Annotated in this window: 13 protein-coding genes; 3 read left to right on the plus strand and 10 right to left on the minus strand. The window is 55.6% G+C overall.

Annotated features, from left to right (window positions below):
* Positions 1–2: 2 nt before the first annotated feature.
* From OLTU_RS29685 to OLTU_RS29695, 3 genes are all read right to left on the minus strand, one after another.
* Positions 3–1,253 (minus strand): glycosyltransferase family 4 protein, encoded by a 1,251-nt coding sequence (locus OLTU_RS29685; RefSeq protein WP_218110352.1) that lies wholly within the window; start codon positions 1,251–1,253, stop codon positions 3–5.
* Positions 1,254–1,285: 32 nt separating this feature from the next.
* The gene (locus OLTU_RS29690; protein WP_141736341.1) at positions 1,286–2,467 is read right to left on the minus strand and encodes a glycosyltransferase family 4 protein; all 1,182 of its coding nucleotides are present in this window, start codon (positions 2,465–2,467) and stop codon (positions 1,286–1,288) included.
* A gap of 169 nt (positions 2,468–2,636) precedes the next feature.
* Positions 2,637–3,296 (minus strand): hypothetical protein, encoded by a 660-nt coding sequence (locus OLTU_RS29695; RefSeq protein WP_141736342.1) that lies wholly within the window; start codon positions 3,294–3,296, stop codon positions 2,637–2,639.
* A 156-nt stretch (positions 3,297–3,452) separates the two neighbouring features.
* On the opposite strand from OLTU_RS29695, the gene OLTU_RS29700 reads away from it, so the two are divergent.
* Together OLTU_RS29700 and OLTU_RS29705 are read left to right on the plus strand one after the other, a co-directional pair.
* On the plus strand, positions 3,453–4,235 hold the full coding sequence (locus OLTU_RS29700) for a glycerophosphodiester phosphodiesterase (RefSeq protein ID WP_141736343.1): 783 nt from the start codon (positions 3,453–3,455) through the stop codon (positions 4,233–4,235).
* On the plus strand, positions 4,183–5,103 hold the full coding sequence (locus OLTU_RS29705; protein ID WP_176737080.1) for an alpha/beta hydrolase: 921 nt from the start codon (positions 4,183–4,185) through the stop codon (positions 5,101–5,103). The genes OLTU_RS29700 and OLTU_RS29705 overlap by 53 nt, the downstream gene beginning before the upstream one ends.
* On the opposite strand, the gene OLTU_RS29710 is transcribed toward OLTU_RS29705, so the two are convergent.
* The 6 genes from OLTU_RS29710 to OLTU_RS29735 all read right to left on the minus strand — a co-directional run bounded on the left by OLTU_RS29710 (position 5,060) and on the right by OLTU_RS29735 (position 13,756).
* Positions 5,060–6,052 (minus strand): NAD(P)H-dependent flavin oxidoreductase, encoded by a 993-nt coding sequence (locus OLTU_RS29710; RefSeq protein WP_141736345.1) that lies wholly within the window; start codon positions 6,050–6,052, stop codon positions 5,060–5,062. The two genes, OLTU_RS29705 and OLTU_RS29710, sit on opposite strands and share 44 nt — an antisense overlap.
* 85 nt (positions 6,053–6,137) lie before the next feature.
* Positions 6,138–7,517, minus strand: coding sequence for an L-serine ammonia-lyase (locus OLTU_RS29715; protein ID WP_141736346.1), 1,380 nt, complete (start codon positions 7,515–7,517; stop codon positions 6,138–6,140).
* Between the two features lie 107 nt (positions 7,518–7,624).
* Positions 7,625–8,623: a 50S ribosomal protein L11 methyltransferase gene (locus OLTU_RS29720; protein WP_218110353.1), complete on the minus strand. Its 999-nt coding sequence runs from the start codon at positions 8,621–8,623 to the stop codon at positions 7,625–7,627.
* 246 nt (positions 8,624–8,869) lie between these two features.
* Positions 8,870–10,642 (minus strand): glycoside hydrolase family 5 protein, encoded by a 1,773-nt coding sequence (locus tag OLTU_RS29725; RefSeq protein ID WP_141736348.1) that lies wholly within the window; start codon positions 10,640–10,642, stop codon positions 8,870–8,872.
* A 90-nt stretch (positions 10,643–10,732) separates the two neighbouring features.
* Positions 10,733–11,767, minus strand: coding sequence for an aldo/keto reductase (locus OLTU_RS29730; protein WP_141736349.1), 1,035 nt, complete (start codon positions 11,765–11,767; stop codon positions 10,733–10,735).
* A gap of 120 nt (positions 11,768–11,887) precedes the next feature.
* Entirely contained in the window at positions 11,888–13,756 is a 1,869-nt protein-coding gene (locus OLTU_RS29735) for a glycoside hydrolase family 9 protein (protein ID WP_218110354.1), read from the minus strand.
* A gap of 242 nt (positions 13,757–13,998) precedes the next feature.
* Here OLTU_RS29735 and OLTU_RS29740 point away from each other — a divergent pair, with 242 nt between their 5' ends.
* A complete protein-coding gene (locus OLTU_RS29740; protein ID WP_176737081.1) occupies positions 13,999–14,400 on the plus strand; it encodes a DUF1761 domain-containing protein in 402 nt (133 codons plus the stop codon).
* Positions 14,401–14,409: 9 nt separating this feature from the next.
* Here the strand turns inward: OLTU_RS29740 and OLTU_RS29745 are convergent, their stop codons facing one another.
* Entirely contained in the window at positions 14,410–14,874 is a 465-nt protein-coding gene (locus OLTU_RS29745) for an HNH endonuclease (RefSeq protein ID WP_141736352.1), read from the minus strand.
* Positions 14,875–15,278: the final 404 nt, after the last annotated feature.

Below are 15,278 nucleotides of genomic sequence, written 5' to 3' on the forward strand. Positions count from 1 at the left end.
AGTCAGAGTTGTGCAGTGCCTCGGGAATGCAGGACGGGCGGGTTCAGATGCGGTCCCTGACTGAGCAGCCGCGGGCGTTCCATCTGAATTTCGGCCGTTTGCTGGATATAATGCTCTTCCCTTTTGATCATCTGCTGCCATTTTTCAAAGGGCATGCAGGCATCACCACGACCTTGACCCGTTTCGCAGTAAACTTCGTAATATACTGCCAGCACATTTCTGGCAACTCTGTACCAGTTGAACTTCTTCACCTGCTCGAAGCCGCGGCGGCGCATTTCCTCCCGCAGGCGGCGATCGCGGATCACCCGCGCCAAAGTTCCAGCCAGTTGAGCGCAGTCATATGGACTAACCATGAGCGCAGCATCACCGACCACCTCGGGCAGCGAGCTGGTATTGGACGTCACCACAGGAGCTCCGCTCGCCATTGCTTCCAGTGGCGGCAGTCCAAAACCTTCGTAAAGGCTCGGATAGGCCACGACCATGGCCTTGCGATAATACTGCTTCAGCTCCTCGTCGCTGACAAAACCCTTGAAGACGACGTCGTTGTGAAACTGCTTGATCTGCAGGCGCACGGCCGCAAAAAGGGGACTTTCGCCACCGATCAAAATCAGCCTGGTCTTCAGATCCGGATTGTCGGTCCGCAGCTGTTCAAAGGCCTCGATCAGAGTCGCAATATTCTTCCGGGGCTCCAGCGAACCCACATAGAGGATGTAATCACCCTCCTCCTCCAGACGGCGTTCCTGCACCAGACCCGAACCAAAGGTCTGATCCACAGCCCAATAGATGAGTCGCACCTTGCTGGCATCGACCTGATAGAACTGCAGGAGGTCATTGCGTGAATTATTGCTGTTGGTGATCACGCGCGAGGCTCGCCTGGCGAGTCGCGGAATGGCAACATTATAGGCGGTGTGAAAGAGATAGCTGTACCACTGTGGATTCACCACGAAGCAAAGATCGTGAATGTGCACGATCGAAGCGCCGCGATAGAAAAGCGGGGCCATGTTCGCGGGTGAATGCAGAATATCCACCTTATGCTTTTTCGCCAGGCGTGGCAGCACGAACTGCTCCCACAGGTGGTTGCGCAGGTTTTCGCCAACCTTCAGCCGGCTCGTCACCAGCTTGACGTTCGGGTAATTCCATTCCTTCGCCTGCTCCTCGCCGGTGAAGAGAATGTATTCGTTTTCCCGATCGATTTCGAAAAGGGTTTTCACCAAATTATAAGCAGCCCGCTGAACGCCCGTTCTCTTGGCCACCAAAAAACGCCCGTTTATTCCTATGCGCACGCTTAACCTCGCTCGCGTCCAGATTCATTCCGCAGGGGGCCAGTCGATGCCAGCGCGGCTAGGGCTGGATCCGAGCTTTCAGACAATGGCTGCCGTTCACAGAGTTCATAGACCTTCAGTGTTTTTTCGATCATTTGATCCCAGGAGAAACGCCGGGAATGGACTAGACCCTTTTGATGCAGGACGTCGCGGAGACCGCGATCATAGACACCCTGCTCCAAAGCCGAGGCGATCGCCTTGTAGTCGAAGGGATTGGCAAAGATGGCATTGTCGCCCACCACCTCAGGCAGGCTGGACGATCGGGCCACCACCACAGGCGTGCCACAGGCCAGCGCCTCCAGCGGCGGCAGTCCAAAGCCTTCGTAGGTGGAAGGATAGACAAACAAATCCGTCAGGGAATACACGGCCGGAAGGTGGCATTCCTCGATGAATTTTGAAAAATAAATCTGATGCTTCTTGCCGTAATTTTCCGCAATTTTGATCAAATTCGCATCCGTGGGGCTGGCCAGTACCAGCGGAACATCCACATTGGAATAGCAGTAGGCGCGCACCAGCTGATGCACGTTCTTATGCGGCTTATTGTTGGAAACACAGAGGATAAATCGCTCCGGCAGACCATAGATATCGCGGACATACTCCAGATATTCACGATCCATGATCGGCCGATAATCCTCGGATACGCCGTTATAAGTCACAAAGATCTTCGAGGGATCCAGGTTCAGGGTGCGGACGATTTCCTTTTTGCTGAACTTGCTCACCGTCAGAATAAAACGCGAACGTTTGATGCTGCGGCGCACCACAAGCTGGTAATACATCTGATGAAAAAGCGTATAAAACTGCGGCAGAACCATGTGATTCAGATCGTGAATGGTCATGACCATCGAACAGGGCACAAAGATTGGTGCCACAAACGACGGGGCATGAAACAGGTCAATCCGCAACTGACTGAGCAGCTTAGGAAGCTCCCTCTGCTCGCTCAGGCTGATCCACGGCGCCTGCGAGGTCACCAGCTGCATATGGGCCGGCCATTCCTCATTGAGAAGAGGGGAGCCGCGATTGACAAAAATAAAGAACTGATGCCGTGAGGGACCATTTTTCAAGCCATTCAACAGCTGAAAAACATAGCGCGCGATGCCGTGCATGCTGCCCTGTTTGATCATCCGGGCATCTATTGCAATCCGCACGTTTTCCTCCTCAACGCTTGCTCGAACGCCTCATCTTTTCTCAGCCAATGGCAAAAGTCTAGCGAGCCCCCGAACTAAAGACCAGCAACAAATGGAAAAGCCCAGAGGGACCGTACCGAATCACGGTCCCACTGGGCTTCATCTAGTTCAGATTGGCAGTGACGTTCTCTTAGAATGCCAGGCCGAGTTCAATACCGGGCTCCAAATGACTCATCATGCGCCGCTGCAGTGAAGTCAGGTCCTCGGGATTCGTGAGCACTGTGCCAGTTTCCTCGGCATCCTTCATCGTGCTCTGGAAGTGGCGGATGCCAATATAGGCGCCGACCGAGAAGGGGATCGACTCGGCAACATAGCGATAGCCGGTGCGCACCTGAGCCGTGGGACCGGAGCCTTCGAGGGCATGACGGACCTTGCCGTCTGCATTCAGGCTGGCGCCCTGAATATCCTGGTCGGCGACGGGTGTTTGATCCCAGTAGCCCTTCACCTGACGGTAGCCGAAGCCGATCGACCAGTAGCCGCCCGACAGCCTCTTGGGATTGCTGTATTGCGAATAAAGCAGCGCGACCTGGGACGCTTTCATCATCAGCGAGTCGCCGTTCTTCTCTTCGATTTCCTTGTCGGAATACATTTCGCTTTCGCCCATCATATTCAGCTCAAGGCCCAGAGAACCGTAGCCGCGCAGGTTCCATTCGGCCTTGGTCACCGATTCCCCGCCGAAGGCGATGATGGGAAGACTCAGGTTCATCGTCTTATAGTTATCAGCGGCATGGGCTGCTGATGAAACCATAAAAATGGACAGACACAGTTTCCAGCCAGCGTGTTTGCGCATGGGAAGACTCCTTGCAGCACTTGAGAGAGATCGACTCACTGCTATTGTACAGCTCCGGTTGACAAACGAAAAGCCACCCGGCAAACAGCGTTGAGTTTGCTCTGAAATCGCGCTAGGCTTGGAACATTGATAAAGTTCAGGAGGGTCACCGTCCCTATGAAAGTTATAGCCCACCGCGGCGCCTGCACCGAAGCTCTGGAAAACAGCTGGGATGCCTTTCGCAAAGCCGTGGAGGGCGGGGCCTTTCGCATCGAACTCGATGTGCATCTGACCCGGGATGGACATTTGGCGATCGTGCACGATGAAAGTCTCGAGCGCACCGCTGGTGTCAAAAAATTGATTGCGGACATGACCCGCTCGGAAGTGGAGCGCACGGTCAAACTCACCAATGGCGAACCCCTGCCCTTTCTCGACGAGGTGTTTGCCGAGCTTCTGGCCCACATCGAATTCAACGTGGAAGTCAAAAGTCCCGGTCATGCCACGGTCGAAGCTTTGGCTGCCTTGATTCATAAGCAATCCCTGGCGCAGAAGGTGATCGTGTCGGCCTTCATGGAACCGACTGTGGCAGCCTTTTCCCGGGATTATCCGGATATTCGCAACGCCTTTCTGTGGGATAAAAGTTTGTGGTGGCCTCTGGCCTTTCAACTCGGTCCCAAAAGTTTCATGAAAAAAAATGCGGTTCGCATCTTTCATCCGGATGCCACGCTCGTGACACCAGGCATGGTCCAGCAGATCAAGCTGGAAGGCTGGGAAATCTATCCCTACATCGGCCTGCGCCGGGAAACCAATCGCGAGCAGCTCTGGTCCTATCTGATGACTGTCGGTGTTGATGGTCTTTGCACGAACTATCCGCGTGAGATGCAGCTCTGGCTGCAGGAGGCTATGGATGACTCCAACCGTTTCAGCAGCTCGGGCCAGCTGGCACACAGCAAGCCTTGATTCACCGGTCGATGGTGTGCCGATTCGTTTTGCGGTTCTGAAACCGCAGCAAACGCCGAGGCAGGCGGTGCTTATTTTAAACGGCCGCAGCGAATGGATTGAAAAATATTTTGAACTGCCGGACTGGATGGATCTCGGTGACGATACGCTCTGGGTGACCATGGATCATCGCGGCCAGGGGGGATCCGGTGGAACGCGGTCCTACGTCACCAGCTATGAGGATTATGCGCTGGACGTGTCCGCGGTGCTGGAAGCCGTGGCCGAGGACCTGCCCTATGCCATCGTCAGTCATTCGATGGGCGGACTGGTCGCCCTTTATGGAACGCTGCATGGACTTCTTGAGCCGCGTGCCCTCGCCTTGAGTTCACCCCTGCTGGCCATGCCGACCTCACCTTTGCCTTATTTCCTGGCCAAACCCATAGCCCGTCTGGCATGCAGAACCCGTTGCGGGCAGCTGTCGACCGGTGCCGGTGGCCACAAAAGACTGGCTTTTGGCGGCAATCCCCTCACCCGTTCCCTGGCCGGGTTCAATCGGGTGTGTCAATCCCCGTTCCCCTTCGTGCCGCCCACCTTTGGCTGGGTCGAGGCCACGTTTTCTGCCTGTGACGCGATTTTGGATTTGGAAAAAATTCAGACGCTCAAGACTCCGGTTCGCATCATCGGCGGCTCCCATGAGCAGGTCATCAACCCCGCGGGCTGGTCGACGTGGTGCATGACGGCCGCCCCGGCCTCCCGCGCCCCCATCGAATTCATTCGGGTGAATGGCGGGCGTCATGAGCTGCTCAACGAAATTCCACGGATCCGGCAAAGGGCGGTGGACCTGCTCAGGAGCTGGCTCGAGCGGCATCTTCTGCTACCAGATTCCTGATGATGGTGGCCACGGGCTGGATCTCGTGAATGCCACTCACGCTCTTGCCGGCTTGAAAGAACTCCTTGTAATTCGCGCCCTTTTGCAGACTCTGCTTGAGCTGCCAGACCGAACGCAAACTATAGAACATGCGCGCCCAGTGTTTGGTGCGGGCGTTGTTGAGCAGGAAGTTTTCCACAGGGCTCACCTGCGAGCCCCGTTTTTTCATATAGCCCGTGTTGATCACGGCCACCGGCACCCCGGTTATTTTTTTGGTGAGGATGATATCCTCTTCACGGGCGGCGAGAATCGCCTGTTTGTAATCCTCGTGCGCGGTGCATTCCTTCGAGGCGATAAATCGCGTGCCGAGCTGCACGCCCTGATAGCCAAGACTCAGCGCCTTGCGATAATGCGCGGCGTCACCGATGCCACCGGCACAGATCAGGGGCACGCCGAAACCTTTCAGATCCTGAAAAAGTTTTTCGGGTGGCTGCGGACCGGCATGACCACCGGCGCGGTTGTTGACGCAGATCAAGCCATGCACACCGGCATCGATGGCCTTCTGAGCCCAGGATTTTTCCGTCACATCATGAAAGATGTACGCCCCGGTTCCCTGCACCCGCTTCACCACCCAGGCCGGATTGCCCAGCGCTGTGATAAAGAACCGCACGCCCTCTTCCAGAGCGATATCGAGCCATTCCTGATTTTTTTCGAGGTACTTCTGTGAGGATTTTTCGATCAGCAGATTGAGACCGATGGGATTCGGCGTCAGAGTGCGAATATAGCGCAAACCCTCACGAAAGCCATGTTTGTGCACATATGTCAGCGAAATGGGTTGCACCACACCAATGCCACCCGCTGCGGAGACGGCTGCGACCAGCTCAGGGTTGCTGCATGGATACATGGCCCCGCCGATGATCGGGTGTTTGATGCCAAGCATGTCGGTAAATGTAGGTTTTGCAGAGGACATGAAGCCTTCCTTTCCAAAGTGACTTTGCGAGCAGCTTCGATTTTTGTACCGGAGGCTCTCGCAAAGGTACAGAAGGAAAAGCGGATCAGCACTCGATCACATTCACCGCCAGGCCACCCCTTGAGGTTTCCTTGTACTTGGTTTTCATGTCCGCGCCCGTGGCACGCATGGTTTTGATTACGGAATCCAGGGACACATGGTGGGTTCCCTCCCGTTTGAGCGCGATGCGGGACGCATTGATGGCTTTGATGGCCCCCATGGCATTGCGTTCAATGCAGGGGATCTGCACCAGACCTCCCACCGGATCACAGGTCAGACCGAGGTTATGCTCCATGCCGATTTCGGCGGCTTCCTCGATCTGCGAGGATCGTCCTTCCAGGGCCGCGACCAGTCCTCCCGCCGCCATGCTGCAGGCAACCCCGACCTCACCCTGACAGCCAACTTCCGCGCCGGATATCGAGGCATTTTCTGCGTAAAGAATCCCAATCGCGGAGGCGGTCAAAAGAAAGCGATACACACCTTCCTGATCGGCTCCGGAACAGAATTCCTCGTAATAACGCAGAACAGCCGGAATAATACCGGCCGCGCCGTTGGTCGGGGCGGTGACCACGCGGGAACCGGCGGCATTTTCTTCATTCACCGCGAGCGCATAAAGGTTCACCCAGTCGAGAATCGAGAGAGGATCCCTCAGGGCTTTCTGTGGATTTTGCGTCAGATCCTTATAAAAATCCGGCGCACGACGCTTCACCTTGAGGCTGCCTGGGAGCACGCCTGTGTTGCGACAGCCGCGATCGATGCATTCCTTCATGGTTTGCCAGATGCGATCGAGGCCGGCCCGAATTTCCGTCTCGGAACGCCAGGCCTTTTCATTTTCAAACATGATTTCGGCGATGGACAGGTTGCTGCTGCGACTCATTTCCAAAAGTTCCGCGGCTGTCTTGAAGGGATAGGGCAGCGCCGTGGTGTCCTTCTTCAGCCGATCCTCCTTCGCCGTGTCCTCGTTGACGACGAAACCGCCGCCGATGGAATAATACACGCGGCTATGCAGCTCGTTATACCGGGCATCATAGGCGATAAAGCGCATGCCGTTCGAATGCAGCGGCAGCACCTTTTTGCGGAAGAAGATGATATGTTTCTTGGGATCAAACTCAATGGCTTTCTGGCCTTTGAGCATGAGGCGCAGGTCACGCTTGATAATCATCAGTTTGCCATCAATGGATTCCGGATCCACCTGATCCGGCAGTTCGCCTGAAAGCCCAAGCATGATAGCCTTATCGGTGCCGTGGCCCACGCCCGTCAGGGCCAGCGAGCCGTAGAGCTCAACAGTCACCGTGGCGACCTGATCGAACACGCCTTTTTCCTCAAGGCCGAGCAGAAAGCGGTGACCCGCCCGCATGGGGCCGACCGTATGTGAACTGGACGGACCAATGCCGATCTTAAATAAGTCAAACGTACTGATTGCCATGAATCCCCTCACACGACACCCGATCTTTCGAGTGTACCTGAGACCTACAGAATTGTAAGGGGAGCGGCAAGGAAGAAGCGGGACAAACCCCGCCGAGGATCATGAACCTAATCCACACTGTATTCCTGTTGGACCGTGGTGCCAGATGGAACCAGGCGGGTGGCGAGCCGGACCCGCAGGAGGCGTTCGTAATCCTCGCGGCGGAAGACCGCAAAGTTCAGAGCCAGCTGATCACCGGGCTGAGGCCTGAGCGGCGGCTGCAGCATGAAGATGGTCTGGCCCCAGTGGGTTGCACCCTGGGCATCGGGCGCTGTATCCAGGTCGATGGGATGATCGGCAGGCTGTTCCGGCGACCCCCGAAACGACACATCAAACCAGCCGCAAATGGCATCGATCGGTTCGTGACTCTTCAGCATGACCGAGCCCTCACCCGTCACACCCGCTTTCAATTCCTCGATCGTGATGCGATGCAAATCGAGCAGAGGCGAGGCCAAGGGTTCACTGAGCAGCTGATCCGGATGCACATCCGCCCACTCCCCACCGCCCAGATAATTCTGCTTTTGTTCCGCAATGTAAGGCAGGGTCAGCACATCCATATCGATTTGATAGTGATTTTTCATATCGATCAGGAACCATTCCCAATGTTCCATGACGCGATCGAAATCCGCCTTCCGCTCGGCACTTTCCCTGGCTCGAATCGGGGCCCAGAGCAGCCTTGCATGGGAGGGATACATGGCCCCGCCGGGTTTCAAAAAGCGATCGCGGGCCACCAGGACGGAATCAAGCATCGTCTCGCGCAGAAGGAGATAACCCATCCACTCGCTGATAATGATATCGACTTTTTCCGGAAGCTCGACGGTTTCCATTGTGCCCTGAATCACGGTCACAATGTTGTCCAGTTGATTGGCTGTGACCAGCTTGCGTGCCTGTTCCGCCATCGATGTGGCTTCGACCGCATATACTTTGCGCGCACCAGCCCGGGCGGCGAACATGGCCAGAATCCCGGATCCGGTTCCGACATCGAGAACCACCTTGCCTTCAAATTGCCGGCGGTTATCGAGGATGGCTCGATGGTAGGCCGAGGTCCGTTTATGATCCTCCAGCATCGATCTTTGATGGGAAATAAAAGCATACGATCGGAAGTAACGAAGATAGTCCTGTTCGTCCGGACTTTGGCCTTGCAAACACTTATCGGAACCGCTCATTGATATAAACCCAAGGTATATATAGTGACACAGAGGCAAACCGGAAATCCTATATGAGGCGAGTTAAGGCTTTTTTTCAAGGTAAAAAAAGGAGCAAGCCCGCGGCATGCTCCTCTGTGCCCGCAAAGCGAGCGTCGAATTTTCAAATTAGAGTGCGCAGCAGAGCAGGGCCTGAACCCTGCCACCTTTATGGGCGTATCCCGCGAGGTAGTCCTGATCCCCGCATTGTCCTTTATGCGAAAAGGCCGCCCAGTCTCCCCCACGGCTGCTCAGCCGATGATCGCCCTGACTGATATTCACCGTACGACAGCTTGTGCTCAAATCGCGGCTGGCGCTGGCACAGAGCAGTCCGGTGGCACGCCCCTTATCCTGGGCATAACCCACGGCAAAATAATTCAGAGGGCATTCATATTTGGTGGAACTGGGAGCCCAGTCGCCCGCTCCATGAGGACGGGCCGCGGTTTCCGCCCGGGCCTCGACATGATAACGAGGGGACACTGCGGAAGGATCGAAAGACTCCTGATGGAGACAGAGCGCCCGATGATCCTGGCTCAAGCCCACCAGCCGTTCCCCGGAAGGACAGGCCGCCTTGCGGGTATAGGGCAGCCAGTCGCCGGCGACGGTCACCAGGTTTTCATCGCGATCGCTGACCGCGAGGCGACTGAGACGATCCCGCGAAAAAGGTCCGGGGAAGGACGGAGCCCCGATCAGACGCGTGAGTTCCGCATAACGCCAGTCATCGGTCAAATTCCGGGAATAATCCTCGCTCACAAGTCCATAACCTTCATGATTGAAAGGCCAGTACGCAAAATCCAGATCCTTTTCGATCAGGTAAGTCACCAGATAGGAAAACCAGGCACGCGTGGCCGGATCGGTTTCCGCTGCCGCCGCACCGAATTCACTGACCCAGACAGGAGCTGTAAAATACTGGTCCTGATTCAGCACAAAACCAAATTCCCGATCCAGAGTTTCCCGCAGCGTGCGTTCATCCATTTGTCCATAACGGATTTTTCCCGGCGACGTCCTGTCATCACCGGTGTGCTGCGGACCGGTAAAGGAATAATTATGCGCGGCGTAAACCAGCTTATGGGGAACAATGAGATTCACCGGGCGCTCCCGCACCGGCTGCAGATGCGGCCTTTCTCCCGAGCCCAGCAGCGGAATGCTGCCTGTCCAGTTGATGCCTTCGACGATGATCAGAAGATCCGGATTCACAGCCAGGATCCGGTTGCCGGCATCGGTGGCTGCCTTGTGCCAGTCATGGATGTCGCCTGATCCCCAGTTGGGAAAGACGGGAATGAACGTATTGCGATACTTGGCGGTGCGGACTTCATTTCTCAAATCAGCACCGATCACCATGCTGTTGTTCTTATAGCGCTGGGCCAGCATCAACCAGTCCTGCACCCATTGTTCCGTCGACTGCGTGTAAAGGCCCGAGCCTTCGTTATGCCAAAGACCATTGATATCGAAGTTGCAGCACCATTCCGAACTGGTCGTATGGTTGTTCAGCACCACCGTGATGCCACGCGCGGTCAGTTTCTGAATCACGACATCAAAAATTTGCAAGGGTGTCAGGCCACGAAGTTCAGGGTTCGCTGCCACCGCCCCATCCGGTGCCGGACGCGTCTCATGCAGCATCTGATTGGAAAACGGCAGGCGAACGGAGTTGAATCCCCAGTCCTCGAAAAGACCTATAATGTGATCGAGCGGCTGGCGATCCAGGCCTTTGAGGACCTGCTGATCATGATGAAAACCATACCAGTTGGCGGAACGCAATTTATAGCGTTCCCCTTGACTGTCCACAACATAACGCCCGGCTGTGCTCAGCGGAACGTGTGGGGCTTCGGCTGCCTGAGCCAGCCCCGCCCCAATCAGCATTCCTATAACAAGCCGCGCCATCAGACCACATGCTGCTCGCATCCTTGAACTCCCTTATGCTTCGCAAATTTTACCTGGATTTAGCAGGCTGCGCGGCCAAGAGCAAGTTGAGGAATCACGAAGCCGATCCCTCTACTCCTTAAGGGGTGGTTTGGTCCGGTACTGTCCCTGAAAGGCTATCATCCATCCGGGATATTCGGGCGGCAGCTGACTGACTTCATGCAAGGTCTGCAGATCCTGTTCTGTGAGTTGCAGACGGGTGGAGCCGAGATTATCATCGAGCTGCTGCATGGTCCGGGCCCCTATGATCACCGTGCTGACCACGGGTTGATGCAAAAGCCAGGCGATGGCCACCTGAGCCACCGATGCCTGATGACGTTCCGCGATCGGTCGCATGGCCTCGACGCAGCGGAAGGCCCGGGCTTTATCGACGATGGGAAAATCAAAGGTCGTGCGGCGCGCGCCTTCCGGCGCCTGACCGTCGGGCTTGTATTTGCCGCTCAGAAGGCCACCCGCCAAAGGACTCCAGACCATGACGCCGAGCCTTTGATCCTGGACCAGCGGAATCACTTCACGTTCCAGATCCCGTCCGGCTATCGTGTAATAGGCCTGCACCGATTCAAATCGGGCCCAGCCGCGTTTATCCGAAATCGCCAGAGCCTTCATGATTTGCCAGGATGCCATGTTGGAAAGTCCGATGTAACGAACCTTGCCCGAGCGCACCATATCATTCAAAGTGGAAAGCACGTCTTCAAATGGCGTCAGAGCATCAAAGCCATGCAGCTGATAGAGATCGATGTGATCCAGCTGCAGACGTTTGAGGCTCGCATCGAGCTCATTCATCAAATGATAGCGCGACTGACCGCGACCATTCGGAAGTTCATTCATGATACCGGTGGCCTTGGTGGCGATCACCAGCTGGTCCCGCGGCAGGCCCAGATCCTTGATCGCCTGGCCGGTGATCGTTTCACTGGCACCGAGGGAATAGACGTTGGCAGTGTCGATGAAGTTGATGCCGGCGTCAAAGGCTCTCTTCACCTGCGCGGTGACGTCGTCGATCTGCAGCCTGCCCATCCTTTCCCATTGCCCGACGCCGCCAAAGGTCATGGTGCCCAGACAAAGTTCGGAAACATAAAGGCCGGTCTGACCCAATAGGTTATAACGCATAGGTAATCCTTCCAGTTGGACCCTGAAGTTCTGCAGGAAGATTTACACGCGGGCCATGGCCGATGCCAGTCAATTTCCGCTAAAAAGAGCGCCGTGGTTTCCCACGGCGTCCGGCTGAACTTACTCGTGCACAGGCAGATGGGGATTGCTCACCCAGCCATTTCCCATGTTGGCAAAGGAAGGATCATTCTTTTCATTCCAGAAGGGTTTCCAGCCCGCCGGATAGCTGAAGCGGAACTGCACCTCACGCCGGCTTTCCGATTGTCCCGCGGGAATGATCTTCTGTCCGCTGAAGTCCAATTCAACAAGGTACAGCGCGCGGGCTGCATCAAAAACCTTCAGCTGGGAAACCGCCGTGGCCTGGGAATAGGCCGTGGTGATTTTCACCTGACCGGGATCGCGCAGCTCAGCCGGAATTTCCGAAAGATCGAGGATATAGTGAACGCGCAATTTTTTCGGCTGACGCGGAGGATAGGCGGTCCGGTTCTCAATACGCGCCGCGATTTCAAGGTAATCCTGCCCTCGCGAATTCACCTTGGTTTCCACCGACCATTCCTGTGTGGTCTTCTGGTGATTGGGAAAGTTCGCAACGGTGGAACCGCCATAATCCTGGATCAGGAGGGCCAGGGCCCCGGTGAAGGCAGCATTATAATCCGTTGCGACTTCCGTATAAACATACTGATCGCGTTGATCGGAATACTGATCATTGCGATCCGGACCACCCACCAGCGCTCCATAAAGCGTGTGACGGGTCTCGACCGGAGACTGCAGACTGTTGGTCCAGGAACCATGCGCCGCGCGGTGATGGGGATTTTTGGGAGGATTGGTGCCATAGCCCACGACATAGCTCCGGCCGCTGGGATTGGCGCCCAACGCATAGTCGATCTGCCTCTTGCCGAACTCATGATAAATTCGGGCCTTGCCCGCTTTGCCCGGATTCTGCTCCAGATGATCGGCATAAATCAGAGCGAGAAAGGCCGTGTTCGCCGCATAACGCAGGGAACCCCAGCTGTCGAGCCAGGCCAGACCTCCAGGACTATAGGTGATACGCTGTCCCTGGTAACCTTGTGTCCAGTAATCGAGCCAGCGTTCGGCATCCACTTCGTAGCGCGGGTTTTGGGTCAGCCTGGAGAGCAGGACATAGGCTGCATAACTCTTGTCATCCCAGGACATCGTCCATTTATAAGGCTTGCCCGAGCCATCGCTGCTTTGAATCGCCTCATAGCCGGCCTCGGCCTTTTGCAGATAGCCCGCTTCACCTGTGGCCTGATAGAGCCAGAGCGCGCCCCACACCAGTTCATCCTGATATCCGCTCCAGGAACGATAGTAGGACGCGGCATCGCGAATACAGTCGCTGTAAACGCCGCGATAGGTATCGGCGAATTCATAAAGCTCCCGTGCCTCCTGCAAAGCCTTCGCCGCATAGCCAGGATCCTCCTTCGCAAACACAAGCGAGGTGGCGGCAAGAGCGGCCGCCGCTTCACCCGCCAGGTCGCTGCCTGGACAGGAACGATCGATTTTATAGGCCGGGCGGGCCATCGGCATAACTTCGGGCGGCCCCCAATAGGCGTGATCGAGACCGCCGTTGCCAACCTGCCCCCAGAACTCAAAGGGAGCGGTGTGCGCTTTCATGATCCAGTCCGCGACATAGCGCAGATTCCGTTTCGCATAAACATCCTGATCGAGTGAACGATAGCTGTTTTCCGAAAGGAGCAGGCTCCAGGCGAGAACGGTCGTCGTATAGCTCATGGGAAAAGCAAACTTTACATGATCCCCGGCATCGAAAAATCCGCCGGTCAGGTCAACACCTTCCGCGGCGCCATCATTCAGAGCGGCCGGGCCACGCCAGGGAATTCGGTAACCCTCCGGCAAAGGACCAGCCATCTGCGCTTCGTAAAAATAGAGCGATTTCTGCAGCACTTCGCCATAATTTGGACCAGCTGCATAGGCCTCCGGATGCGTGAAGCCGATCCCGTTCAGCAAAACCATGAACGACAAGGAAGACAGGGCTACTGTCGGCCCCTTTCGACAGGATGGATTTGTCATTCTGCACGTCCTTTCACTTTGTTTATTTCGTTAACAATGTATCTCCCCTTTTTTGGTTGGCGGAGCAAACAAAGGAATTTCAATGGACAAATGGCCGTTTTTTTGGAATGGCCTTCACGCGTCGAAAAAAGCAGCAGGTGTCGCCTCGCAGAGCCTATAATGGAGAAAACGAAGGGGAGAACACCATGGATCATGTGAATCTGCTGGCGGTCGGGGTTGCTGCGCTGACGAGCTTTATGCTCGGCGGGCTTTGGTATTCACCGGTGATGTTTCTGGAAGTCTGGGCCAAGGAATCGGGCCTGGATCCTCGAACCAATGACAAAGGCCGGCACCCGGCCATGGTTTTCGGCCTGGCCTTTGTGCTGGCGTTTATCGCCGCCTTCTTTTTCGCAGCTTTCATCGGGCCGGATCCGACTCCCCTGCATGCGCTGACGCAAGGCCTGATCGTGGGTCTGGCTTTTGTGGCTGGCTCCTTTGGGATCAACTATCTCTTTGGCGGGAACAGTTTCAAACTCTGGCTCGTCAATGCCGGCTACCACGTGGTGCAGTTTGTTTTGTATGGCCTCGTGCTGGGTTTCTGGCCCTGAGGCCTATCCCTAGGGGCGGGGCTTTTGGTCTTTCGCCCCTGACTTCTTCTTCAGCTTGTTCTTCTTGACCTTGTCTGCCGTCCTGTTGCCCTTCTTGCGATTGCATTCCATGCAGAGCGTCTGAAAATTATTCAGCCGATCCCGTCCGCCTTTGTCCAGGGGAATGATATGATCCTTGGTCATCAGCACCTCCCTTCCCTCCTTGAGGGCATAGAGGTTCAGATGAAAATAAGGCTCGCCCGCATACTTTTCCTTGGCAAAGTATTGCCCCTTGCAGCCACAGATTCGGCAACGCGTACCGTTCTCCTTGAAGGTCTGGAGTTTCAGCGAGGTCATATTAATAGGATCACCGGCAATCATCACCAGAGCTTCCGGAAAGCTGGTCGCACTCAGCTCCTTCGGCGTAAATCGGATGTGAGGCAGAACATCCGCAATATCCAGGGTCTCCTTGCGCATCAGGTTGGGATCTTTCACCGCTTCTCTCCATTCCGAGCCCTCGATCAACTGCCAGAGTTTGACACATCATTGCCCCATGGGCACACAACTTTTTTGGGACTGGTCAAGGGTTCGTCCGCGAGACTGAGACGTGGCAGTTTATTGCATTTCAGGGCAAGCAAATAAAATAGGATCGCGGTGGAGGACTTCATGCGATTTCCCTCTAAAAACGATTTTCTAATTATAAATTCGACCCCCTTGCAGGGAACGTGAGTGGGTTTTCCCGAGGGCTTTTTTTTGCAGTCCGTGACGGGTCTTTTGCCATCCTTGCCGATCCGGTAATTTTTGAAGTCTGAGGCGAAAAACCAGGGCTTCATTGATGCATACAAAATGAAAGATTAGTCCGCAAACGAGCGGATTTCTGGCGGTCGATCCCGGACTCG

It is taken from the genome of Oligoflexus tunisiensis (assembly GCF_001748245.1).
Lineage (GTDB): Bacteria > Bdellovibrionota_B > Oligoflexia > Oligoflexales > Oligoflexaceae > Oligoflexus > Oligoflexus tunisiensis.